Consider the following 23,379-nt stretch of genomic DNA (forward strand, 5'->3'; position numbering starts at 1 on the left):
CACGCCGGGTCAGGCAGGGGCCCCGGCCGCCGGGATGCGCTCCAAAACCCCGCCCGCGAAGACGTCGTACAGCGGCAGCGTCTCCAGATGGACGTAGCCGATGTGGCAGTCGCACACGGCGAGCGGGCAGGTGCGCGGCTCCAGGGCGCGGCGGTAGGAACCGTCGTAGAGATTGCCCAGCTCGCTGCGGACGAAGTGGCAGCGGCGGACCGTGCCTTCGCCGTCGACCGAGATGACCGACTCGCCCGTACGGCAGGGCAGACCGGCCGAGCGGTGCGGGTGGCGGCTGTAGGGGAACAGGGGGTCGATGGCCGTCCACCGCTCGGCCTCGGCGTCGGTGTAGGTGTGGCCCTCCGCCGCGTTCACCCACAGATAGACCTCGCCGGGCAGCGCGGCGCGCAGCCGCCGTGCGTCGTCGAGATGCTCGGCCATGCCGACGACGCCGACGCTGAACCGCACGCCCCGCTCGGCGAGTTGACGCGTCTTGCCGAGGAAGCGGTCGTACGGCGTCTGCCCCGGGTGGTACGTGCACCACAGCGCGACCGTGTCCAGATCGGCCTCGGCCAGCCAGTCCGTACGGCAGCTGAGATTGGTCTGGATGGCGACCCGGTCGATGTGCGGCTGGTGGGAGAGGTCGACCAAAGTGCGCCTGTACCAGGAGCGGACCAAACCCTCGCCCCACGGGGTGAAGAGGACGGAGAGGCGGTCCTCGGTCTGCTGCCCGGCCCACCCCGCGAACCGCTCGAGGGCTGCCCGGTCGGCCCGCAACTGGCCGGGGCTGTCGCGGCGCTTGGCGAAAGGGCAGTACGGGCAGTCGTAGTCGCACGACGCCAGCGGGCCGCGGTACAGGATCGTGAGGTCCATGTTCGCCCCGCTCACTTCAGTTCGTACGCGGCCATCGCGGCGCGCACCTCGGGGGAGAACAGCTCGGGGCCGATCGCGTCGGAGTGCGCCAGGCCCTCCGGGGTCAGACGCAGCACATCGGCGTCCCGCTCCAGCCAGCCGCGGTCGGCGAAACCGGCGAGCTCGGCGGGGAAGTCCTCGCCCGGGTCGGTGCCGAACCGCTTGCGGTACTCCGCCAGTGGCATGCCGGCGGCCTGCAGCAGCGACTGGAGCAGATGGCGGCGGCGGGCCTCCGCCCCGTCGACCCGACGGCCGTGCACGGCGCGCGTGAAGTCCTCGGTCGCGGTGTAGTCGTCGATGATCGTGCGGATCTCGCGCAGGTCGACCGCGTAGTCGAAGGAGTAGTGCAGCGTCGAGGTGTACGAACGGGCGCCGCAGCCAAGACCGATCATGCCGTCGGTCTGGCACGCGTAGTCGTCCGCACCCTGCGGGGGCGCGTCCGCGCGGCGGAACATCCGCATCGACACCTGGACATAGCCCTCGGCGACGAGGTGGTCGCGGCCCTGTCGGTAGAGCCGCAGCCGCTGCTCGTCCCACTCCCGGTCGGCGAGCGCCGCGTCGAGTGCCGTGTCGAGCGCCGGGCGTTGCGCCGCCCCGTGCCTGCCCAGACCCGTCAACGGCCGTACGTACAGCGGGTAGAGGTAGAGCTCCTCGGGCCGCCAGGCGAGAGCGGCGTCCAGGGAGGTGCGCCAACTGTCCTCGGTCTGGCCATCTATTCCGTAGATGAGGTCGATGTTGAGCACCGGGATGCGGGCGTCGCGGATCCGCCCGAGCGCCGCCTCGACGTCCGCGCGGTGCTGGGGCCGCACGGCCGCCCGGGCCTCGGCGTCGATGAAGCTCTGCACGCCCAGACTGAGCCGGGTCGCACCCCGCTCGGCCAGAACCGCGAGCCGGTCGGCGGTCGCGGTCGCCGGGGACGCCTCGACGGACAGCGGTATCGCGCGCAGATCGGCACCCATGCGCCGTTCCGCGATGTCGCACAGCCGCTCCAGCTCGGCCGCCTCGAGATAGGTGGGGGTGCCGCCGCCGAACGCCGCGTTGGCGAACCGCACGGGCGCCGCCCCGCCCTGCGCATCGAGGGCGTCCCGCACGGCTGTCGCCTGCCGGTCCAGGGCGTCCAGGTAGCGGGTGGTCAGTTCGCCGGGGGCGCCGATGCGGGTGAACAGATTACAGAAGCCGCAGCGGACCTCGCAGAACGGTATGTGCAGATAGAGGGAGAGCGCGTCCTTGGGCTCTCCCTCCCACAGGGCCGTGCCCGTCGCGGAGCCGGCGCTGCCGCCGCACATCGCGGAAGCGCCGCGGGAGCCGCGGGACGCGCGCGGCCGGCTCGTGCTCGCCCTCGGCGAAGTGACGGGACACGCGCACGCGGTGGTGGGACCGGGGCAACTCCTCAGCGAACCCGGACCGTTCGGCCCGCTGCTGCTCCACCTGCCCGACGGCGGGCGCGTCGTCCACGAGGAGCATGCGGCGATCCCGCTGCCGAAGGGCTGGTACCGAGTGGTGCGCCAGCGCGAGTACGTACCGGGCTCCGTACGCCTGGTGGCCGACTGAACCCCACGCCGCCGCAGGGCGGCCAGGAGTCGGGGACGGGCAGGCACGACATGGAGGAGACGAACGACATGACGACCGTGGAGCGGACACCCCTGCGGCAGCCGGATGTGAGGGACTGGCGGCAGGTTGCGGCAGCCACCGGCCCCGCTGACCGCCCGGCGGCGGAGGCCGGGGTGCGCCTGGCCTACCGCAGGGCCGGACTCCCCGAACCGGAGCGCATCCGCTGGGCCGCTTCACCCCGCGAGGCCGTGCGGTTGGTGACGGCGGAGCGGGACACCCTGGGCCGCAGCGTGCGCGACGCGATCCGCAGCCACCCGTGGGCGGCCGAACGCGAGCGCCTGCACGGGCAGTTGGGCCCGGCCGGCTGGGGCGAACGCTGGAACGCGACCGGCGCTCGCCTCTGGGACACCACCCAGGCGCTCACCTCCCGGATCCGCACCGGCGTGGTGGACGAACTGGCGGGCGACCTGGCGGACGGTGGCGGCAAGGACGAAGTGCCCATCCGCCTCGTCCTCCTCGACGCCGTCCTCGGCCAGCACGAGGCGGCCTGGCTGTGCGCCTTCGACACCGCCGAGGGCAGTCCACTGGACGGACTCGCGGCCGTGGCCCGCGCGGCGGGCTGGTGGTGGCCCTTCGAACGCGAGGCGATCGTCTGCGAGCGCCCCACGGAACTGCACCGTGACGAGGCAGGCCGCCTGGACCGCGCCGACGGCCCCGCGCTCGCCTTCCCCGACGGCTTCGCCCTGCACGCCTGGCGCGGCATGCCGGTGCCGGGCGAGTTCCTGGACGGACTGTCCGCGCTGACCCCCGAGCGCATGCGCGCCGAGGAGAACGCGGAACTGCGCCGCGTGATGCTGGAGCACTACGGCTACGACCGCTACCTGGCCGAGTCGGGCGCGGTGCCCGTGCACCGCGACGAGACGGGCGTGCTGTGGCGCATCCAACTGGCCGGAGACGAGGACGTCGTGATGGTCGAGGTGATCAACTCCACGCCGGAACCGGACGGCACGAGCCGCACCTACTGGCTGCGCGTCCCGCCCACGACGCGTACGGCGAAGGAGGGCGTGGCCTGGACGTTCGGCCTGCACGCGGACGTGTACGACCCGGTCCGGCAGACCTGACCAGAAGGGTCAGGGGGACGTGCGTACCCTTGAGACGTGACGATGCACAAGAGCGCCGATGTGAATACCGACGCGATGATCGAAGACCTCAGGACGCTCGTCGAGATCGAGTCTCCGTCGCGCGATCGGGATGCCTTGACCGCCTCGGCCAAAGCTGTCGCCGCCGTCATCGAGAACCGCCTCGGCGGGCAGGCCGTCCTCGTCGAGAGCGAGGCCGGGCCGCACGTCCACTGGTCGGGCGGCGGCGATCCGCACGTGCTGATCCTCGGTCACCACGACACGGTGTTTCCGCTCGGCACCCTCGCGCGCCGTCCGTTCAAGGTCGAGGGCGGGCAGGCCACAGGGCCCGGGGTGTTCGACATGCTCGGCGGTCTGGTGCAGGCCATTCACGGTCTGGCGGCGCTCGACGACCGGTCAGGGGTCGAGATTCTGGTGACCGCCGACGAAGAGGTCGGATCCCGTTCCTCGCGCGCTCTCATCGAGGAACGGGCCCTTGCCTGCGGTGCGGTCCTCGTCTTCGAAGGCGCCGCCGACGGCGGCGCCCTGAAGACCGGCCGCAAGGGCTGTGGCACATTCCAGGTCTCCGTCACGGGCCGGGCGTCGCACGCGGGCCTCGAGCCCGCGGCCGGGGTCAACGCCCTGGTCGAGGCGGCGCATCAGGTACTGGCCATCGCGGCGCTCGGCCGACCCGAGATCGGTACGACCGTCACCCCGACCGTCGCGTCGGCGGGAACCCTGGACAACGTCGTGCCCGCGGAGGCGACCGTCATCGTCGACGTCCGGGTCGAGTCGGCCGATGAGAAGGAGCGGATCGAGTCCGCTTTCGCGGCGCTGGCCCCGCACCTCGACGAGGCGGAGATCACGGTTCAGGGAGCCGTTGGCCGGCCCCCGATGCCCGAGTCGGCGTCGACCGAACTCATCGCCCTGGCACGGCAGTTGCTTCCGGGCATCGAGGGCAAGGCGGTCGGTGGCGGCAGCGACGGCAACTTCACCGCCGCGCTTGGCGTACCCACCCTCGACGGCCTGGGCGCGGTCGGGGGCGGCGCGCACGCCGACCACGAGTACGTGGTGATCGACGCCATGGCCGAGCGGGCGAACCTCGTCACCGGCCTGGTGAACGCACTGCGCGCTGCGGGCTCGACCGGCACCGCCTAGCGGTTCGAAAGGCACCGCCTAGCGGTTCGAAGGCACCGCCTAGCATGGCGACATGTCTGGAGAATCCGACCTGGCGAAGCTGCTGAGCGGCATGCGGCCCGAACTCGCCCCGGGACGCTACGTCTTCACCCTCGGCCCGGGGCGCACGGTTCCCGCGGGCGTCGACCCGGTGGTCACCGTCCTGGAAGAGGAGGGGCTGACCCTGGTGCTTCGGCAGGAGGAGGCGGACGGCGCCGGGCTCCCGTACGACTACGTCGCGGGCTGGATCACCCTGCGCGTCCACTCGGCCCTGGAGGCCGTCGGCCTCACCGCCGCCATCGCCGGCGAGCTCGCCCGCGCGGGGCTGAGCTGCAATGTCGTAGCCGGTTTCCACCACGATCACCTCTTCGTGCCCTACGAGCGAGCGGAGGAAGCCGTGCGGCTGCTCGAGGGCATGGCGATGCGCTGAACTTCCTCTCCCCCGCATCAGCGCGCGCGGCCGATCTGGAACCTGATCAGAGGGTGGTGCGTCGTTGCAGGCATGCAGCAGATGGAGAGCGGTACGGCGTCGCAGGCACGGCGTCCAGACAGTCGGGCGTGGCTGCGGCGCCCCGCCTGGCCGCGTTGGGGTACGGACGCGGCCGGCAGGTCGCCCTGGACGCGCGGCCGGGTGCTCGCCGCCCTGGCCGTGCTCACCGCCGGGCTGCTGGCGTTCCCTTCCGCCGTGCCCAACACGGTCGGCCGTGCCGGCAGCCTGCTGGAGACGTTTCTTCCCTGGCTCGGCCTTGCCGTTCCGCTGCTCTTCCTGCTGGCGCTGCTGCGCCGCTCGGCCACCGCACTGCTGGCGCTGCTGCTCCCCGCCGCCGTCTGGGGCGGCCTGTTCGGCGGGCTCCTGTTCCCGGAGGACCGCGGAGCCCACGACATCACGGCCGTCCAGCACAACGTCAGCGACGTGAACGCCGACCCGGCGGGCACCGCACTTGCCCTGATCGAGGCAGAACCGGAACTCGTCGCCCTGGAGGAGCTGACACCGTCCGCCCTGCCGGTCTACGAGAGGGTGCTGGCACCCACGTATCCCTACCGTGCGATCGAGGGCACGGTCGGCCTGTGGTCGAAGTACCCGCTGTCGGACGTCCGGCCGCTGGACATCAGGCCGAAGGGGATCGGGGAGGGCTGGCAGCGCGGGATGCGGGCGAGGATGCGGGCGCCGCAGGGCGATGTCGCGGTGTACGTCGCCCACTTGCCCTCGGTCCGCCTCGGGTTGAGCGGCTTCGGTTCCGGGCGGCGGGACGAGAGCGCCGGGCTGCTGGGCGCGGCCCTCGCCGCCGAACGCCTTGACCGGGTGATCCTGCTGGGCGACCTCAACAGCACGGCGGACGACCGGGGGTTGGACCCGGTCACCTCGCGGATGGAGCCGGTGGAGCGGGACTTCGCCTTCAGCTGGCCCGAGGCCTTCCCCGTGTCGCGGATCGACCACGTCATGACGCGTGCGGCCACCGTCACCCACATCCGGACGCTGCCCGCCACCGGAAGCGACCACCTGCCGATCGCCGCCGACATCAAGCTCCGAAGCCCCTGATGCCTCGGGCGGCGCAGGGACCCCGGCGGTCGCCCCTACCGCCCGCCCCTGCTGCGAAAGAGCAGATACATGAAGTACGGCGTCCCGACGATGGCCGTCATGAGCCCCGCGCCCAGCTGAGCGGGCGCGATCAGCGTGCGCCCCAGCAGATCCGCGAGGCAGACGAGGGCCGCCCCGAGGAGCATGGCCACCGGAAGCACCCGTACATGCCGGCGCCCCACGAGCGCACGTGCCGCGTGCGGTGCCACGAGCCCGACGAAGCCGATGGTGCCCGCGGCGGCGACGGCGGTAGCGCTCAGGAGCACGCTCAGCAGAAGGAAACCAAGGCGTCCACGGGCGAGCGGCAGCCCGAGGAGCCGGGGCGTGTCGTCGTCGAGGGAGACGAGGTCGAGCTCCGTGCGCCGCGCGAACGCCACGGCCACACCGACGGCGAGCACGACGGCGAGCGGCGCGGTGTCCGTCAGGCTCCGCCCGTAGGTCGAACCCGACAGCCAGGTGAGCGCCTTGGTCGCGTTGAACGGGTCGGTGAGGACGATGAGCAGGCTGATGAGTGCCGTCGTCCCGGTGGACACGGCCACGCCGACGAGGACGAGACGGTTCTGCTGGAATCCGCCCCTGGCGGCCAGGCCGAAGACGAGGGCGGCGGCGAGCAGGGCGCCGGTGAACGCCGCTCCCGCGATGCCCCACGACCCGGCGAGCGGCACGGTGGTGACGAGCAGTACGGCGCCGAGGGCGGCCCCGCCCGACACACCGAGAATGCCGGGCTCCGCCAGCGGATTGCGGGTCACCGCCTGTACGAGCGTCCCCGACAGGGCGAGCGCCGCGCCCGCGGACAGCGCGGCGAGCACCCGCGGCACCCTTGTGTCGAGCACGAAGGTGACGGTCTGACCCGCCCTTCCCTGGGCCCAGTTGACGACGTCCCCGAGCAGCAGCTTGGCGTCGCCGAGGAGCACGGCGGCGATGGTCAGGCCGACGAGTACGGCGATCAGCACGACCAGGGTGACCTGGAACGCGGCCCGGCTCGGGATGCGCTGCCGCTCCGTTGCGCCGACGGCGCCGGTGTCCCGTACCCGCACGGCCATCACCATGAGGAACACGGCCCCCACCAGGCTGGTGACGACTCCCGTGGGCACCGAGACCGCGGTCTGGGCGGTGATGAGGGCCCGCAGGAGCACGTCCGAACCGAGGACGAGGGCGGCGCCGACAAGCCCGGCGACCGGTATGGTCCCGCGCGCCCGTACGAAGCCCTTGAACCTGCGGCCGAGCGGCCGCACCAGCGCCGGGGCGCAGAGTCCCACGAACCCGATCGGCCCGGCGAGCGTCACCGCCGCGGCGGAGAGCAGCGCGGCGAGCACCACCACCGTGACGCGGGTGAAGCGGACCGGGACGCCGAGCCCGCGGGCGGCGTCGTCGCCCAGGGCCAGGGCGTCGACGCGGCGGGCGAGCAGCAGCAGTCCGACGAGGCCGGTCACGGCGATGGGGGCCATCTGCAGTACGCCGCTGAAGCCGTTCTGCCCGATGCTGCCCTGATTCCACTGGTAGAGGCCGTCCGTCTCCTCGGGGAACAGCAGGAGCAGCCCCTCGGTGATGGAGTTGAGGCCGAGGGCGAGGGCGCTTCCGGCGAGGACGAGGCGCACCGTGCCGGTACCGAGCCCGGAGAGGCCGAGGACGGCCGCCGCGGCCGCGAGTCCGCCGACGAACGCGACGCCGGAGGAGGCGAGGAGCGGCAGCGACGTACCGGTGACGGCGAGCAGCCCGAGCCCCAGGTAGGAACCGGCGTTCACGGCGAGGGTGTCCGGCGCGGCGAGTACGTTGCGGCTGACGGCCTGCAGCGCCGCGCCCGCCATGCCCAGGCAGACGCCGACGAGCAGACCGGCGGCCATCCGGGGCAGGCGCGAGGCGATGACGACCGAGGAGCCGCCCGCGTCGGCCCGGCCGGTGAGCGCCTTGACCGTCTCGTGCACGCCGACGTCGGCCGTGCCCTGCGTGATGTCGACGACGGCGAGGACGGCGACCAGGAGCAGCAGTCCGGCCGTCACCGCGGCCGCGCCCGTCCTGGACGCCGTCGACGCGCGGGTCGCGGTGTTCGGTGCGGTGACGGCCATGGCGTTACTTCGTCAGGGCGTCGGTGAGCGCGTCGATGTACGCGCCCATCGACTCGGGGCCGCCGAACATCCATATCCCGTCGGGCAGTTGGTGGACGTCACCGGCCTTCACGAACGGCAGGGACTTCCAGACGGAGTTCTTGGTGAGGTTCTTGGCGAACGGGTCACGGTCGCCGCTGCTCTCGCCGCCGATGTAGGCGAACCGGACGTCGTCGCCGAGACCGGTGAGGTCTTCGACGTCGGTGGTGGCGAGACCGTAGTCCTTGTCGCCCTCGACCTTCCAGGCGTTCTTCAGGCCGAGCCGCTTGTTGACGTCGCCGATGAGGGAGCCGTCGGTGTAGGGGCGTATCGAGACCTGGTTGGAGGCGACGTAGCCGTCGGCGAAGGCGATCTCCGTCCCGGCGAGTCCGGCCTTGTCGAGCTTCTTCCTGCCGGCGGCGATCTTCGCCTCGAACTGCTTGTCGAGGGTGGCCGCCTGCTGCTCCGTACCCGTAGCCTTGGCGATGAGCTCGAGGTTCTCGGTCATCTGTCCGATCGGGTCGGACGCGTCGGCGGGGCGCACCGTGAGGACGGGGCCGACCTTCTTCAGCTGCTTCACCGCGGAGGCAGGCAGGTCGGTCGTGGCGAGGATGAGGTCCGGCTCGAGCGAGGCGATCGTTTCCATGCTCGGCTCGCCGCGCGTGCCGATGTCCTTGGGGGTGTTCTTGAGCGGGACGACGGAGTCCCACGTCTTGTAGCCCTTGACGTCGGAGACGCCGACGGGGTCGACGCCGAGGGAGACGAGGCTCTCGACGACGTTCCACTCGGTGCCCACGACCTTCTTCGCGCGCCCGTCGAGCGTCACCTTCGCGCCGGTCGCGTCGGTGAGCCTGATCTGGTCGGCGGCCTTGTCCGAGCCGTCGGAGGCGGACTCGGTCGTCCCGCAGGCGGCCAGGGAGAGGGCGGCGGCGGTGACGACGGCCGCGGTGCTGATGAGTCGTCTCATGAGGTGGTGCGGAGCCTTTCGGTGCGAGCGTGGTGGCGGCCGATGGCGCGGGTGCGCAGGCGGCCGGTCAGCGGATCGTTGTCGACATCGATGCGGATGCCGTACGTGTCGGTGAGGCGTTCCGGCGTCAGTACGTCCTCGGGGGCGCCGTCGGCGATGATCCGCCCCGCGTGGAGCAGGGCGATCCGGTCGGCGACGGCCGCCGCCTGGTCGAGGTCGTGCAGGACGACACCGACGGCGATCGCGTGGTCGTCCGCCAAGTCGCGGATGAGATCGAGGAGTTCGACCTGATAACGCAGGTCGAGATAGGTCGTCGGCTCGTCCAGAAGCAGCACGCCCGTCTCCTGGGCGAGACAGCTCGCGAGCCAGACGCGCTGGAGCTGCCCTCCGGAGAGCTGGTCGGCGCCGCGTCCGGCGAGGTCCTCGACGCCCGTCATGCGCAGCGCCCGGTCCACCGCGGCGGGCCCGTCGGGATCGGCCCGGCCCCACCGGCCCCGGTGGGGATACCGGCCGAACTCGACGACGTCCCGCACGGTCAGCCCGCTCGGCGTGGGCCGCGCCTGGGTGAGCAGAGCGACGTGCCGCGCGAACTCGCGGGAGGTGAGGGCGAGACCGTCGGTGCCGCCGTCGAACGTCAGCGTGCCCGTCCGGGCGCTCTGGAGCCGCGCCAGCGCACGCAGCAACGTCGACTTGCCACTGCCGTTGGGCCCCGCGAGCGCGGTCACTTCACCGGGCCCGAGGGAGACGGCGGCATCGTGCACGACGTCGACACCGTCGTACGCCACGGTCACATCTTCGGCGGCCAGTTCATGCCCACGTGCACGATCCGCACGCTCGCGCTCACGCGAACGTGCGGAACCGACTTCTTGCTCACCAGCTTCCACGCGGTGAAGGTTAGCCTAACCTAAGTGACTTGAAGGTGGAGGGTGCCGAACCGGGTGGTTCAGCGGCACAGGGCCGTGTCCACGACACCGTCGACGCGCTTCATGACCGCCTTGTCGGTCGGCTGGGTGGTCACCGCGACGTTGGCGGCGCGGCCGTTGTCGGTGGCGCCGCCGCGCGTCTCGTAGCCGGTCATGCTGCCGCCGTGGCCCCAGTAGACGCCGCCGCACGACAGCGGCTTGCTCACGAGTCCGAGGCCGTAGCGGGCTCCGGTGCCGAAGTAGTCGGCGGGGACGGTGGTACGCATCTGGGCGAGCTGGGCCGCCGGGAGGAGCCGGCCGTCCAAGAGGGCGGTGAAGAACTGGTTGAGGTCGGAGTTGGTGGAGACCATCTGGCCTGCCGCCCAGCCCCAGGAGGGGTCGAATTCCGTGACGTCGAGCGGGGCGCCCGCCGCATCCCGGTCGTAGCCCTTGGGATGCTGCTCTCGGATGGCCGCGTCACCGGGGGCGGGGAAGTAGGTGTGGCGCAGCCCGATGCGTTCGATGATGCGCCGGTCGATCTCCTTGGCGACGGAGTGGCCGGTGACCCGCTCGACGATCAGGCCGGCCAGCACGTAATTCGTGTTGCTGTACTCCCATTTCGTCCCGGGAGCGAAGTCCGCCTTGTGCTGGAGAGCCAGGTCGAGGAGCTCGTGAGGCGCGTAGTACCGGGGTTCGTCGGCGAGGTGCTTGACGTAGTTGGGAACTCCGCTGGTGTGCTGAAGCAGCTGACGGACGGTGATGTGGCGTCCGTCGATCCCCTTCCCGCGGACGAGGCCCGGCAGATAGGTCTCCACCGGGTTGTCGAGGCCGATCCTCCCTTCGCCGACCAGCTGCAGCACGACCACCGCGGTGAACGTCTTGGTGTTGCTGCCGATCCGCACCTGACCGTCCCTGGGCACCTTCGAGCCGGTGGCCAGATCACCGACCCCCGCGGTGTAGGGACGTCCGTGGCCCGCACGGTCCTCGACGCTCGCCAGCGCGGCGGGCACGCCGTCGGAGCGCACGAGAGCGTTCAGGCCCTGCTGTACGTTGTCCGGCCTGGCGGCGGATGCCGCGGGCGACGCGAGGACACCCACCGTCATGGCACCGACGGCCACCGCGGCCGCGGCCTGAACTGCTCCGCGCCGGCCACCCCGCTGCCGCCCGGAAGGACCAAACCTCTGCCATGTCTGCTCACGCACGTGCCAACTCCTACGGAATCGTCGGGAAATCAGCGGCATATGCCGCACCGGACCCAGCATTTCCGGATGAGGCAGCCCGGGACGATCCCGCTACCCGGCCGCTCCAGGTAGGGGTAACCCCCCGTTGCGGGGCCGCGCGGACGGCGAGGACTGGCGGGCGGGCCGAGCGGAGGGATGATGGAGAGGATCCGGGCCTTCCGGAACGGGAGGCAGGCGCCAGGCCGGGGCGCGACGTGGAGGAAGCGAACGAGGGGACTCTGCGGGGTGCCGCCATGTGAGGGAGGCAGAGCACGAGGTGGACGAAGAGATCCTGCCCTTCGCGCCGGAGCACCGTGGGCTGCCGTTCGCCGACGGGGCGGCCGGGGCGCTCCTCGACGTGGAGGGCCGGGTCATCGGGTGGACGCCGGCGGCGGAGGAACTGTTCTCGCTGCGCGCCGACCAAGTCCGCGGCCGTCGCCTCCGGGACCTGCTCAAGGATCCCGACGCCGCCGGACCACCGCCTGAGAGGCGAACGGGAGCCTGGTCCGGCGAGGGCGTGGTGCGTACCGCCGCGGGCGGGGAGCTGAAGGTCGAGTTCCAGGTCCTGCCGCTCACGGACGTCGGCACGAGTGCCGGGGCGGCCGCGGGTCCAGCCCGGTACTTCGTGCTCGCCGCCCCCGCGAGGATCGCGGCCCGGTGGCGGCAGGACCAGGCGTTCACCAGGGAGCTGTTCCTGCAGGACCGGCTCGGCCTCGCCGTGTTCGACGAGGAGTTGCGGCTGGTCAGGACGAACACCCATCTGCTCCCGTACACGGGTCTCCCGCCGGACCTGCGCGACCGGCGGCTCGGGGACTTCCTGCAGGCCAAGGACGCGGCGGCCGTCGAGCAGCGGTTGCGGGAGGTGCTGCGGACGGGGCTGCCGCTGGTCCGGGTCGAGGAGACGGTCCGGACCCTCGAGGACCCCCGTGGCGGCGCGGTGATGGCCGTCTCGGCGTTCCGGCTGCAGTCTCCGGACGGGCAGGTGTTCGGCGTGACGGCGCTGTTCACGGATATCACCGAGATGCGCCGCGCCGGCGAGCGTCTGGCCGTACTGCACCGTGCGACCGCGTCCGTCGGGGGCTCGCTGTCGGTGGCCGGTACCGCCGAGGAACTGGCCGCGGCACTGGTGCCCGCGTTGGCCGACCTCGCCGTGGTGGAGATCGCGGAGGCCGTGTTCACCGGGGAGGAGGCGACCCCCGCTCCGGACGGCACCCTGACCCTGCGGCGGACCGCGGTGGCGGGGCGGACGTCGGTGGAGGCTCCCCTCGAGAGCCTCGTCCCGGCCGGGCCCGACGACGGGGCGATGCCCGCCGATCCGCTCACCTCGTTGACCGTTCCGCTGAGCGCCCGCGGCAGCGTGCTCGGACGCGTGGCCGTCCACCGCGAGGCAGGCGAACCCCCGTACGAGGCAGCCGACTTGGACCTGCTGCAGGAGGTCGCGGGACACGCCGCCCTGGCACTGGACAACGCCCGCCGCTACACCCGCGAACACCGTGCATCGGTGGCCCTGCAACGCAGCCTGCTGCCGCCCTCACAGTCCGAGACCGTCGCCGTGACCACCGCGGGCGCGTATCTGCCCGCGGACACCGGCACCGGTGTCGGCGGCGACTGGTTCGACGTGATCCCGCTGTCGTCCGCCCGTGTCGCCCTGGTCGCGGGCGACGTCGTCGGCCACGGCCTCGCGGCCACGGCCACGATGGGACGTCTGCGCACCGCCGTCCGCACCCTCGCCGACCTCGATCTGGAACCGGACGAACTCCTCGAGCACCTCGACGACCTGGTCTCCCAACTCCGCGTGGAGACCGACGAACCCGAACAGCCGGACGATGCGGCGGAACACACCCGCCCCCGGCCCGACCCGATCGGCGCCACCTGCCTGTACGCCATCTACGACCCGGTGTCCCGGCGGTGCAGTGTCGCCTCCGCCGGACACCCTCCGCCCGCCGTGGCGACGCAGGACGGGACCGTCACCTTCGTCCCCGTGAATCCCGGCCCGCCCTTGGGCGTGAGCGGCCTGCCCTTCGAAGTGGCCGAGGTGGACGTGGCGCCGGAGAGCATCGTCGCCCTCTACACCGACGGTCTGATCGAGAGCCGTGACCGTGACCTCGACGAAGGCATGGCCGAGTTGAGCCGCAGTCTGTCGAGGCCGGGCGTCTTCGACACCTCGCTGCGGGAGCTCGGCCTGGAGATCGTCTCCGCACGCCCCGCCCACCATCTGACCGACGACATCACCCTGCTGCTGGCCCGCACCCACGTGGTGCCGTCCGAGGACCAGGTGGTCTGGCCGGTGGCCGCCGACCCGGCCGCCGTCGCCGACGTACGCGAGGCCGCCGCCCGGCAACTGCGGGTCTGGGACCTGACGGACCTCGCCTTCACCACCGAACTCGTGCTGAGCGAGCTGGTCACCAACGCCATCCGCTACACCGGCGGCCCGGTCGAGGTACGCCTCATCCGCGCGGGCAGCCTGATCTGCGAGGTCTCCGACCCGAGCGCCACCCAGCCGCGCATGCGCCGTGCGCTGCTCACCGACGAGGGAGGCCGCGGCCTCTATCTGGTCGCCCAGCTCACCACGCGGTGGGGCTGCCGCTACACCCGCCAGGGCAAGACGATCTGGGCCGAGCAGGAGTTCCCCGACGGGGAGGTCGTCCTGCCGTAGCGATCCGGTCGCGTCAGCCGTGTTCCGTGGCGTCACGGCGCCGCAGGAGCTGAGCGGTGACGAAGGCGGCGACCGACGCGGTGACGATCAGCGGCATCTGGTTGTACGCGTCGTTCCCGAGCAGGAGGACCGCCAGGACGGCGCTGGTGAGCGGAAGTCCGGTGATGCTGGCGGCGGCGGCCGCGATCCCGAGGGCCAGGCCCGGTGTCGTACCGAGTCCGGGGAGCCCGGAGCAGGCGATGCCGATCGCGGCGCCGATGAGCGTGGCGGGGAAGATGGGGCCGCCGCGCATGCTGCCGAGGCTGATCCCCCAGGCGAGCGCCTTGCACACGACGAGTGCGATCAGCGCCGCCACCGACCACTCGTGCGGCTCGGCGGCCAGTTGGCCGAGGGTCGCCTGCCCCGACAGGGCGGCTTCCTCGGGCGAGCGGCCGGTCAGCAGGGCGTACGCGCTCAGGCAGCAGCCGACGGCCGGCGCGCACAGGATCGTCCGGCGGACGGTGTGCTTCGACGTCCATGTCGCCGTGCGGTAGCCGAGGCCACGGCCGACGGTGAGCACGGCGGCGATCAGGACGGCGGCGGGGACGCCCCACAGGAAGTCGCCCGCGTCCGGGTTGACGTTCGGCGGCAGATGGGGGAGCCGCAGCCCGCCGACCGAAAGGCCGGTCCAGTTGCCGAAGCCGGTGAAGACGAGGGCGCCCGTCGCGCTGGCGAGCAGGCAGGGCAGCAACAGGACGACCAGTTGGGTGCCGCCGAGCCCGGCGGCCTCGACGACCATCACGGCGGCCACCACCGGACCGCCGAGGATCGTCGAGATCGCCGCGGTGGAGCCGCTGGTGGCGATTACGGCGGAGGCCCTCGGGTCGGGCGCGTGCTTGAGGGTGCGTACGGAGAGGAGGGCCAGCGCGCTGCCGACCGCCATGAGCGGCGCCTCGGGACCGAGCACGATGCCGAGCGGGAGGGTCGCGAGCGCAGCGATGGCGACGCCCGGCAGTTCAGCGGGCCCGATGGGCGGGCCGCCCGCGAGACCGTGCACGGGCAGATGGCCGCCTCCGCCCCGCATGCGGGTCACGACGGGCGCGAGGATCAGCCCGGCGAGCAGCAGCGCGGGCAACGGCCACCACCACGGGGCGCGGTCGTATCCGACGGCCTCGGGCAGCGCCTCCCACACACCGTGCTGCAACTCGTGCTGGAGGCTCACGAAGAAGAAGCAGGCAAGCGAGATCGGCACCCCGAGCAGCACGCAGAGCAGCAGCAGGCGCAGATAGCCGCGGCTGAGCAGTGTGCTGCGCAAGGTGTCGGCGGGCTGACCGGGCCCGGCAGCCGTGGGCGTGCCGACGGCGTCACCCATGCATGGCCCCCTGAACCTAGCCGTGCGGCGGTTGGCAACAGATGGGCCTCAGTAAAGAACGAGAGCGCACCCCGCGCATCTCGTGGAGCTCCTCAGTGCGCCGCGCCCGACCAGCCGTCGCCGCACGGCCCGCCGCCCACCGCCGCGGCCACGGTGACGTCGGACCCGTCCGGTGCGACCAACGGCAGGTACCACCGGGCGATCTCCACGGAAGTCTGCGGAACGTAGTGGAAGATCAGCGACATGCGGAAGCGGTCCTCCGTCGTATTCGGCAGCGAGCCGTGCACCAAGCTCCCGTGGAAGAACAGGACATCGCCCGCGCGCATCACCGTCTGCACAGGTGTCATGCCTGCCGGGGGACGCACCAGACCGGTGGTGAACGACTCCTCGTCGTCGGCCGTCTCGGGGCACACCACCTCCATGGTGTGCGAGCCGGGAACCACGGACAGCGCGCCGTTGGCCGCGTCGCAGTCGTCGATCGCGATCCAGGCGGCGACGCACGTCTCCGGGTGGGCCCGGAGGAAGTAGTTGTCCTGGTGCAGCGCCTGGCCGCGTGCGGAGGGCGGCTTGAAGTAGAACATCGACTGCGCGCCGAACGCCGGGCCGATGAGTCCGGTGACGATGTCCAGGATGCGGCGGTCGGTCATCAGCCGGCGTGCGATCGACCCGACTTCCAGGTCCGGGTGCCGGTGCGGCTGCATGAAGCGGGGGAAGCGCGCCAGGATGTCGTCATCGGCGAGGCCGTCCCGCGCGCCCAGGCGGTGCCGGTCCCGTACGACCTGATCCATGAACGCCGAGCGGATCGTCTCGACCTCGCCGGAGGTGAGCAGGCCGTCGACCCGGACCATGCCGTCGGCGGCGTAGCGCTCGACCCGTTGCGACGCCGGTGCTGTATCGGGTGTCATGCTCTCCATCGTGTTCACCGGCCCCGTGACCGGGAATCGGAGTTCGAGGACTTCATATGGAAGATGCTGCCGCGGGGCGTGGCGCGCCGGCCCGTCGGCAGGTCGTCGCCACGGCCGAGAACCGGGTCGTCGCGGGCCGGCTCGCGGCCGGCCTCGACTACCGGACCGTGCGGCACGCCGGCACGGACGACTGGCTGCTCCTGTTCACCTGCCGGGGGCGTGGCCGGATCAGGAACGCGGGGGCGGCCGACGTGTACGCCGATGACAGGTCCTTCGTCGCGATCGCTCCCGGCACTCCCCACGACTACAGCACCGACGCCGCGGCCGGGGACTGGCTCCTGCTCTGGGCCCATGTCCAACCGCAGCCCGAGTGGCTCGCCCTGCTCGACTGGCCGCAGGCCGCTCCCGGCGTGGGCCGCGTGCTGCTGCCCGATCCGCTCGCCGGCCGCGTCGCGGCCGCGCTGACCAGAGCCGTGTCCCTGAGCAACAGCGCACTGGCGAACGCCGCGCTCTTCGGGGTCAACGCGGTGGAAGAGGCGTTGCTGTGGTGCGATACGCAGAATCCCCGCGGTGAGCGGATGGACCCGCGCCTCCTCGCCGTGCTCGAGCACCTCAGCAATCGCTTGGCCGCCCCGCACACCGTCGGGTCCCTCGCGCGCGTCGCCGGACTGTCGCGGTCCCGGCTCTCCCGCCTGTTCACCGCGCAGTTCGGGACGAGTGTCATGGCGCATGTCGAAGAGCGCCGCATGGCCGTGGCGTGCCGGCTGCTGCGCCTGTCGTCGCTTCCGGTGCGCGATGTCGCCCGGCAGGTCGGCTACAACGACCCGCTCTACTTCTCCACGCGTTTCCGGCGCGCCCTGGGATGCTCTCCTTCGGCGTACCGCGACGGAGCCTGAGCCGGGTCGGGACCTGAGCCGGGGCGGCTTGAAATTCGTGTGACTCCGGGATCCGGGCCCGCTACCGTCGCCCGTATGAACGTCACCGGCCCCAACACCACCGCGACCGCGCGAGCGACCAGCTCGCCGGTTGCCGCCGCCTGACGTACTCCCCCCTCTCCACCGGCGACCGGAAACGGTCCGCCGGTGGTTCCGTGGCTCTCCCGCCTGTGCCGCTGTGCGGACCGCGTCCGGTGCCTCCCCGCCGCGCACGCGAAGGAGCCACCCCATGAACACCGACCACGTCATCCGTACGTTCGTCGAGTACTTCGAGGACCGCGGTCACCGCCGGATCACCGGCTCGACACTGCTGCCACCGACCGGTGACCCGGTCCTGTTCACCACCTCGGGCATGCATCCCCTCACCCCGTACCTGGAGGGGCGCCCACATCCGCTGGGCAGGCGGCTGGTCAATGTGCAGCGCTGTCTGCGCACCACGGACCTGGAGGAAATCGGCGACTCCACCCATCTGACGGTCTTCGAGATGCTCGGCACCTGGTCGCTGGGCGACTACGAGGGCCCGCTGAGCCTCGACTGGGGTTACGGGCTGCTCACCGACGGATTCGGCATCGATCCCGGTCTGCTGCACGCCACGGTCTTCGGCGGCGACGACCGGATCGGCCCGGACACCGCCTCCTCGGAGCTGTGGCAGGAACGCGGGGTGCCGGTGGAGCTCACCGTCGAGGACAACTGGTGGGACAACGGACCGACCGGCCCGTGCGGCCCCGACTCGGAGATCTTCATCTGGACCGGCGCCACCCCGCCCGAGTCGACGCCGACCGGCGACGACCGCTGGGTGGAGGTGTGGAACCACGTGATGATGCGTCACCGCCGCCTCGACGACGGCTCGCTCGTGCCGCTCCCGCAGCGCAACGTCGACACCGGGCTCGGCCTGGAACGGCTGGCCGCCGTGCTGCAGGGCCGGACGTCGGTGTTCGACTGCGACCTCTTCGATCCCTGGCGGCGTCTCGTGCCCGCCCTGTGGGAACTGGACGAACCGTCGCTGCGGCTGGTCTGCGACCACCTGCGCTCGGCCATGGTGGTGATCGGCGACGGGGTGCGCCCGGCCAACACCGGCCGCGGCTATGTGCTGCGCCGACTGGTACGCCGAGTGCTCACCGTGCTGTGGCGGGACGACCCTTCGCGCGGCCTCGGTGACCTGCCGGACGAACTCATCCTGCACACCCTGGACCACTTCCGTCAGGAAATGGACACCGACGACGTGCGCCGATCGCTGATCGAGGAGGAGCGCCGCTTCAGTCGACTCCTCGAGCGCGGCAGGCAGGTACTGGCCCGGCCCCGGTTCCGCGGCCCGCTGGACGACGAGGACTTCCACTACCTCCACGACACCCATGGTCTGCCGCGCGACCTGGTCCTGAGCCTGCGTCCGGAGTGATCGGGGGGCAGCCGGAGAGTGCGTACGGGGGCTGTCCCCAGGGGAGTTGGCCCGGCAGCCCGATGGTCCGATGCCGCACGCATTCCTAGCGTAGTGATCGATTTCTTCTGCCGATCCGGCAGTTCTTCCATCCAGTCGATCCAAGGAGCACGATGCGCGTCGCCTCAGCAGTCACCGCAGGCCTGGCCCTGGCCGGACTGCTCGCCGGCGGAGTGGCCGCCGCGGCCCTCCCCGACCCCTCCGAGCAGCCTCGCCCGCCGGTCGATTGGGGCCGCTGCTCCGCCGACCAGAAGGCGTTGAACGAGGCGGGGGCGCAGTGCGCGAAGGTGACCGTCCCGCTCGACCACGCCGACCCCGGCGGTCGTACGATCCAGATCGCGATCTCCCGCATCAAGGCGAAGTCGCCGGGCGAGCGGCGCGGCATCCTGCTCTCGAACCCCGGCGGCCCCGGCGGGACGGGCCTGGCCAACACCCTCGCCCTGCGCCCCGCGTTGAAGGACGTGGCGGACCGCTACGACCTGATCGGCTTCGACCCGCGCTTCCTCGGCGAGAGCACCCCCGTCACCTGCGGCAGGTCCCCGCGCCCGACGCCGCCCCCGGAGACCACCACCCCGCGCAAGGACTTCGAGGCCTCGGTACGTTCCGCGCGGGACACCGCACGCCGCTGCCAGGAGCACGGCGACAACGCCCGGTTGCTGCCCCACGCCTCGACCCGCAACGTCGCCCGCGACATGGACGCGATCCGGGCGGCACTGGGCGAGAGCACGCTCTCGTACTACGGAGTCTCGTACGGCGCCGACCTGGGCGCCGTCTACACCCAGCTCTTCCCGCGCCGGGCCGACCGGTTCGTCCTGGACTCCTCGACTGATCCGGCGGCCACGCAGTACGAGCTGTTCCAGCGGTCGGGCGCTCCCGCGGAGGCGGCCTTGGAGGGTCACATACGTTCGGACATACGGAAGTTGCTCGACCGGGCCGAGCGGCGCCCCATCACGGTCGACGGGCAGCGACTCAATGCCCCGCTACTGCGCATCGTGTTCAAGCAGCTCGTCCAACATGAGGAGAACACCCCACAACTGGCCGATGTGGTAAGTGACGTGAAGAAGGCCGCCGCGGGCGAGCTCGACGAGCCGGGGCCCGCGCTCGCCGCGCTCCTGGAACTCCTCGCCTCGCCCGAGCTGGAGAGCAGCATGGTCGGCGGAGCGATCTTCATGTGCGGCGACGGGGGCTGGCCCGCGGGCGGCTGGCCGAAGAACCCGGAGACGTACTGGAAGAACATGCAGCGCAGCCGCGTCACACAACCGGTCTTCGGTCCGTACGTCAACGGAATGATCGCCCCGTGTGCGTTCTGGGGAGCCGAGCCGAAGGAACCCGGCACGAGGATCGGCAACGCCGTGCCCCTCCTGATGCTCCAGGCCCGATACGACAACAACGTCCCCTACGACGGTGCCCTCGCCCTGCACCGCAAGCTCACCGGCTCACGCCTGCTGACGGCCGACATCCGTTCGCACGGCGTCTACGCGCGCGGCAACGACGGCCTCACGCCCATCGCGTGCGCGGACCGGACCGTCAACGCCTATCTGCGCGACGGGAAGCTGCCCGCGACCGACCTCACCTGCCCCCGACCGACGGACAAGGCGGACAGGGCGGGCAAGGCCGAGAAGACCGAGGTGGAGCGATGAAGGCGAACACTTCGACGATCAGCAGGCGCACCGGCCTGACAGCCACCGCGGCGGCGCTGCTCGCGGGAGTGTCGGGCGCCCCCGGGGCAACGGCGTCGCAGCGCACACCCCACGCGGCCTCTTCGCTCCAGAAGGACGTAGACGCGATCCGCGCCGCCGGAGTGTCCGGCATCCTCGCCGAGGTGCAGGGCGCGCACGGCCGTACGAGCGCCCGTGCGGGCGTCGCCGATCTCGCGGCGAAGGGGCCGGTGCCCTGGGGCGCGTACTACCGCATCGGCAGTGACACCAAGACCGTCACCGCCACCGTCGTACTCCAACTCGTCGGCGAGGGACGGCTGAAGCTCACCGACACGGTCGACCGATGGCTGCCCGGAGCGGTCCGGGGGCACGGCAACGACGGCCGCCGCATCACCGTCACCAACCTGCTGCGGCAGACCAGCGGCCTGAACGACTACTTCGCCGCAGGCGCCGGCGACCTCACCCCGGCGAGCTACCGCCGCCACCGCTTCCGCTCGCAGACGCCCGCCGAACAGCTGACGGCCGGACACCCCTGGGCGCAAGAGGTCCACGAGCGGATCATCGAACCCCTCGGCCTGCGCCACACCCTCATCCCCGGCACCTCCTCGTACGTACCGGGGCCGACGGCCACCGCGTACACATACTTCCCCGGCGACTCGCGGCCGGCCGACACGACCCTCAACTCCGGAGGAGGAGCGGACGGCGGAATCATCACGACGCCACACGACCACGGTGTCTTTCTGCGCGCCCTGATGAGCGGCCGACTGGTGCGCCCGGCGCAGTTGGCGGCGATGAAACAGACCGTACCGGCCGCCGATCTGATCCCCGTGCCCGGTGTCCGCTACGGCCTGGGCATCGCCTGGCGGCCGGTGGCCGGGCGCGACGACGGCATCTGGTTCCACGGCGGGACCAGCCTCGGCTGTGTCTCCGAGTGTGGTGTGACCCCGGACGGCTCCATGGCCGTGACCAGCGCGGCCTTCACTCTCAGGCTCGGAGGGCCGCAGGCCGCGCGGACGCTGCGGATGGTCGATTCGGCGCTTCGTGCGGGCTCCGGGGGAAGCCGGTGAACATGGGCGTCCCTGGGTGAACATGCGGGGTTTCGGGTGTGTCCGTTTCTGCCGTGATCTGACGCTCCGTAGTTTCGAGGTGTGACCGACACTTCGATCTCCGTATCTCTGTTCAAGCGCACCGCCATCACCTGTGCGGCCGCCGCCGTGGGGCTCACCCTGTGCGTCCCCGCCGGCTCCGCCACGGCTTCCGCGGGCGATTCCGCGCCCGGCAGGGCCGATGGCGTGCCCGTGCAGCTCCTGGCGCTCAACGACCTGCACGGCAACCTGGATCCCGTCGACGGCCCGGCCGGCCGTGTGGAGCGCGGGGGAGGGGGCGGCCTGCAGGCGGGCGGGCTGCCTCAGCTCGCCACGCTGATGAAGGAGGCCCGGAGTGCCGGGCCGAACTCCCTCACGGTGGGCGCGGGCGACATGATCGGCGGCAGTCCGCTGCTGTCCGCGCTCTTCCACGACGAGCCGACGATCCACGCCCTGGAGCAGCTCGGGCTCGACGCCAGCTCGGTCGGCAACCACGAGTTCGACGAAGGGCCGGACGAACTGCGGCGCATCGCCGACGGCGGCTGCCACCCGGAGGACGGCTGCGCTCCCGGCGGCGACTACGACGGCACGGACTTCCCCTACCTCGCCGCCAACGTGACCCGTGAGGGCAGTTCGTCGCCACTGCTGCGGCCCTACACCGTCAAGACGCTGCCCGGCGGGCAGCGGATCGGATTCATCGGCCTCGTCACCAAGGAGGCGCCCGGGTCGATCAACGCCTCGCAGATCCGCGACGTGGAGTTCCATGACGAACTGGCGGTCATCAAACGCTATTCGAGCGAACTCAAGCAGCGTGGGGTCGAGGCGCAGGTCCTCCTGATCCATGAGGGCGAGGCCGCGAACGGAGTGGCCGGCAAGGGGGATTGCGACGCCGATGGCCCCGGGTCCCGACTGCGCGGGCGGATCAAGGAGATCGCCGAGGGGACGCCGAGCGCGGTCGACGTCGTCGTCACCGGCCACTCGCACGACTCGTTCGAATGTACGGTCACCGACCCCGCGGGCGAGCCGCGCATGGTCACCCAGGCCGACTCCTTCGGCCGTTCCTTCACCGATCTGCGCTTCGGCCTCGACGGGACCGGAGACGTCATCCGCAAGTCGGTCCGGGCGAGGAATCACGTCGTACCCGTCGACACCCCGAAGCAGCCCGCGATGACGAAACTCGTCGAGACCTGGCGCAAGCGCTCGGAGGCCGCCGCCGATCGGACCGTCGGCTACATCTCCGCCGACTTGCCCGGCCGCGGCTCCACGGAGCGCGAGACGCCGCTCGGCAGTCTGCTCACCGACGCCCAGGTGGAGGCCACCCGCGGCTACAAGGCCGAGGTGGCCTTCCTCAATCCCGGCGGCATGCGCGCCGACCTCGTACACAAGGGCGACGGGAAGGTCACCTACGCCGACGCGTACCGCACCCAGCCCTTCGACAACCCGCTGTGGACGATGACGCTCACCGGTGAGCAGCTGATCGACGTCCTGAAGGAGCAGGTCAGCGGCGAGAACGCCGGCGCCCCGCGCTTCCTGCAGCTCTCCTCGGCGCTCAGCTACTCGGTCGACATGAGCCGCGCCGGAGCCGACCGACTGCTCGCGGGTACCGTCAGGGTCGACGGCCGGCAGGTGCAGCCCACGGACACCTACCGCGTCACCGTCAACGACTTCCTCGCCAACGGCGGAAACGGATTCAGTACGTTCACGAAGGGCACGGACCGCGAAGGCGGCGACGTCACCGACCTCGAGGCGATGATCGGCTACCTGAAGGACAACTCCGCCGCGGACGCCCCGCTCGCCCCTCCGACATCGGGGCGGATCACCTTCCTCGGGGAGTGACCTGACCTTTACCGGGAC

General features: G+C 71.7%; 19 protein-coding genes. 11 read left to right on the forward strand and 8 right to left on the reverse strand.

Annotated elements, in window-relative coordinates; translation table 11 throughout:
• Positions 1–9 precede the first annotated feature (9 nt).
• Positions 10–864 (reverse strand): STM4011 family radical SAM protein, encoded by an 855-nt coding sequence (locus E2651_RS01425; RefSeq protein WP_135329090.1) that lies wholly within the window; start codon positions 862–864, stop codon positions 10–12.
• 11 nt (positions 865–875) lie between these two features.
• Positions 876–2,189 carry an STM4012 family radical SAM protein gene (locus tag E2651_RS01430; protein WP_135329091.1) on the reverse strand — a complete coding sequence of 438 codons (1,314 nt, stop codon included), beginning with the start codon at positions 2,187–2,189 and terminating at the stop codon, positions 876–878.
• Here E2651_RS01430 and E2651_RS01435 point away from each other — a divergent pair.
• From E2651_RS01435 to E2651_RS01455, 5 genes are all read left to right on the forward strand, one after another.
• Positions 2,155–2,454 carry a hypothetical protein gene (locus E2651_RS01435; RefSeq protein WP_245238491.1) on the forward strand — a complete coding sequence of 100 codons (300 nt, stop codon included), beginning with the start codon at positions 2,155–2,157 and terminating at the stop codon, positions 2,452–2,454. The genes E2651_RS01430 and E2651_RS01435 overlap by 35 nt on opposite strands.
• A gap of 68 nt (positions 2,455–2,522) precedes the next feature.
• Positions 2,523–3,575, forward strand: a complete 1,053-nt coding sequence (locus E2651_RS01440) for a DUF6745 domain-containing protein (RefSeq protein ID WP_135329093.1) — start codon at positions 2,523–2,525, stop codon at positions 3,573–3,575.
• 42 nt (positions 3,576–3,617) lie between these two features.
• Positions 3,618–4,730 carry a M20 family metallopeptidase gene (locus E2651_RS01445; protein WP_135329158.1) on the forward strand — a complete coding sequence of 371 codons (1,113 nt, stop codon included), beginning with the start codon at positions 3,618–3,620 and terminating at the stop codon, positions 4,728–4,730.
• 52 nt (positions 4,731–4,782) lie between these two features.
• Positions 4,783–5,178: an ACT domain-containing protein gene (locus tag E2651_RS01450; protein ID WP_135329094.1), complete on the forward strand. Its 396-nt coding sequence runs from the start codon at positions 4,783–4,785 to the stop codon at positions 5,176–5,178.
• Positions 5,179–5,250: 72 nt separating this feature from the next.
• On the forward strand, positions 5,251–6,288 hold the full coding sequence (locus E2651_RS01455) for an endonuclease/exonuclease/phosphatase family protein (protein ID WP_135329095.1): 1,038 nt from the start codon (positions 5,251–5,253) through the stop codon (positions 6,286–6,288).
• A gap of 35 nt (positions 6,289–6,323) precedes the next feature.
• Here the strand turns inward: E2651_RS01455 and E2651_RS01460 are convergent, their stop codons facing one another.
• From E2651_RS01460 to E2651_RS01475, 4 genes are read right to left on the reverse strand one after another with little or no spacing between them, the layout of a single operon-like run.
• The gene (locus E2651_RS01460) at positions 6,324–8,393 is read right to left on the reverse strand and encodes an iron ABC transporter permease (RefSeq protein ID WP_135329096.1); all 2,070 of its coding nucleotides are present in this window, start codon (positions 8,391–8,393) and stop codon (positions 6,324–6,326) included.
• A gap of 4 nt (positions 8,394–8,397) precedes the next feature.
• Positions 8,398–9,378: an iron-siderophore ABC transporter substrate-binding protein gene (locus E2651_RS01465; protein ID WP_135329097.1), complete on the reverse strand. Its 981-nt coding sequence runs from the start codon at positions 9,376–9,378 to the stop codon at positions 8,398–8,400.
• The gene (locus E2651_RS01470; protein ID WP_135329098.1) at positions 9,375–10,262 is read right to left on the reverse strand and encodes an ABC transporter ATP-binding protein; all 888 of its coding nucleotides are present in this window, start codon (positions 10,260–10,262) and stop codon (positions 9,375–9,377) included. The genes E2651_RS01465 and E2651_RS01470 overlap by 4 nt, the downstream gene beginning before the upstream one ends.
• Positions 10,263–10,321: 59 nt before the next feature.
• Positions 10,322–11,383, reverse strand: coding sequence for a serine hydrolase domain-containing protein (locus E2651_RS01475; RefSeq protein ID WP_245238499.1), 1,062 nt, complete (start codon positions 11,381–11,383; stop codon positions 10,322–10,324).
• A gap of 373 nt (positions 11,384–11,756) precedes the next feature.
• Between E2651_RS01475 and E2651_RS01480 the strand changes: the two genes are divergently transcribed.
• Complete coding sequence (locus E2651_RS01480; protein WP_245238492.1) at positions 11,757–14,156, forward strand: SpoIIE family protein phosphatase; 2,400 nt, start codon at positions 11,757–11,759, stop codon at positions 14,154–14,156.
• 13 nt (positions 14,157–14,169) lie between these two features.
• Here the strand turns inward: E2651_RS01480 and E2651_RS01485 are convergent, their stop codons facing one another.
• A complete protein-coding gene (locus tag E2651_RS01485) occupies positions 14,170–15,507 on the reverse strand; it encodes a chloride channel protein (protein ID WP_135329100.1) in 1,338 nt (445 codons plus the stop codon).
• Between the two features lie 92 nt (positions 15,508–15,599).
• Positions 15,600–16,412, reverse strand: coding sequence for a phytanoyl-CoA dioxygenase family protein (locus E2651_RS01490; RefSeq protein ID WP_135329101.1), 813 nt, complete (start codon positions 16,410–16,412; stop codon positions 15,600–15,602).
• 56 nt (positions 16,413–16,468) lie between these two features.
• Between E2651_RS01490 and E2651_RS01495 the strand changes: the two genes are divergently transcribed.
• The 5 genes from E2651_RS01495 to E2651_RS01515 all read left to right on the forward strand — a co-directional run bounded on the left by E2651_RS01495 (position 16,469) and on the right by E2651_RS01515 (position 23,361).
• Entirely contained in the window at positions 16,469–17,308 is an 840-nt protein-coding gene (locus E2651_RS01495; protein ID WP_135329102.1) for a helix-turn-helix domain-containing protein, read from the forward strand.
• A 268-nt stretch (positions 17,309–17,576) separates the two neighbouring features.
• The gene (locus tag E2651_RS01500; protein ID WP_135329103.1) at positions 17,577–18,743 is read left to right on the forward strand and encodes an alanine--tRNA ligase-related protein; all 1,167 of its coding nucleotides are present in this window, start codon (positions 17,577–17,579) and stop codon (positions 18,741–18,743) included.
• Between the two features lie 152 nt (positions 18,744–18,895).
• On the forward strand, positions 18,896–20,422 hold the full coding sequence (locus E2651_RS01505; protein ID WP_135329104.1) for an alpha/beta hydrolase: 1,527 nt from the start codon (positions 18,896–18,898) through the stop codon (positions 20,420–20,422).
• Complete coding sequence (locus tag E2651_RS01510) at positions 20,419–21,507, forward strand: serine hydrolase domain-containing protein (protein WP_135329105.1); 1,089 nt, start codon at positions 20,419–20,421, stop codon at positions 21,505–21,507. The genes E2651_RS01505 and E2651_RS01510 overlap by 4 nt, the downstream gene beginning before the upstream one ends.
• An 81-nt stretch (positions 21,508–21,588) precedes the next feature.
• A complete protein-coding gene (locus E2651_RS01515; RefSeq protein ID WP_135329106.1) occupies positions 21,589–23,361 on the forward strand; it encodes a bifunctional metallophosphatase/5'-nucleotidase in 1,773 nt (590 codons plus the stop codon).
• The last annotated feature ends 18 nt before the right edge of the window (positions 23,362–23,379 follow it).

This window comes from Streptomyces sp. MZ04 (assembly GCF_004684775.1).
Taxonomy (GTDB): domain Bacteria; phylum Actinomycetota; class Actinomycetes; order Streptomycetales; family Streptomycetaceae; genus Streptomyces.

What these genes read in the sequence shown, in the direction of transcription:
- E2651_RS01425 (WP_135329090.1), bottom strand. Translation starts at nt 864, where the DNA reads ATGGACCTCACGATCCTGTACCGCGGCCCGCTGGCGTCGTGCGACTAC.
- E2651_RS01430 (WP_135329091.1), bottom strand. Translation starts at nt 2,189, where the DNA reads ATGTGCGGCGGCAGCGCCGGCTCCGCGACGGGCACGGCCCTGTGGGAG.
- E2651_RS01440 (WP_135329093.1), top strand. Translation starts at nt 2,523, where the DNA reads ATGACGACCGTGGAGCGGACACCCCTGCGGCAGCCGGATGTGAGGGAC.
- E2651_RS01445 (WP_135329158.1), top strand. Translation starts at nt 3,618, where the DNA reads ATGCACAAGAGCGCCGATGTGAATACCGACGCGATGATCGAAGACCTC.
- E2651_RS01450 (WP_135329094.1), top strand. Translation starts at nt 4,783, where the DNA reads ATGTCTGGAGAATCCGACCTGGCGAAGCTGCTGAGCGGCATGCGGCCC.
- E2651_RS01455 (WP_135329095.1), top strand. Translation starts at nt 5,251, where the DNA reads ATGCAGCAGATGGAGAGCGGTACGGCGTCGCAGGCACGGCGTCCAGAC.
- E2651_RS01460 (WP_135329096.1), bottom strand. Translation starts at nt 8,393, where the DNA reads ATGGCCGTCACCGCACCGAACACCGCGACCCGCGCGTCGACGGCGTCC.
- E2651_RS01465 (WP_135329097.1), bottom strand. Translation starts at nt 9,378, where the DNA reads ATGAGACGACTCATCAGCACCGCGGCCGTCGTCACCGCCGCCGCCCTC.
- E2651_RS01475 (WP_245238499.1), bottom strand. Translation starts at nt 11,383, where the DNA reads ATGACGGTGGGTGTCCTCGCGTCGCCCGCGGCATCCGCCGCCAGGCCG.
- E2651_RS01485 (WP_135329100.1), bottom strand. Translation starts at nt 15,507, where the DNA reads ATGGGTGACGCCGTCGGCACGCCCACGGCTGCCGGGCCCGGTCAGCCC.
- E2651_RS01490 (WP_135329101.1), bottom strand. Translation starts at nt 16,412, where the DNA reads ATGACACCCGATACAGCACCGGCGTCGCAACGGGTCGAGCGCTACGCC.
- E2651_RS01495 (WP_135329102.1), top strand. Translation starts at nt 16,469, where the DNA reads ATGGAAGATGCTGCCGCGGGGCGTGGCGCGCCGGCCCGTCGGCAGGTC.
- E2651_RS01500 (WP_135329103.1), top strand. Translation starts at nt 17,577, where the DNA reads ATGAACACCGACCACGTCATCCGTACGTTCGTCGAGTACTTCGAGGAC.
- E2651_RS01505 (WP_135329104.1), top strand. Translation starts at nt 18,896, where the DNA reads ATGCGCGTCGCCTCAGCAGTCACCGCAGGCCTGGCCCTGGCCGGACTG.
- E2651_RS01510 (WP_135329105.1), top strand. Translation starts at nt 20,419, where the DNA reads ATGAAGGCGAACACTTCGACGATCAGCAGGCGCACCGGCCTGACAGCC.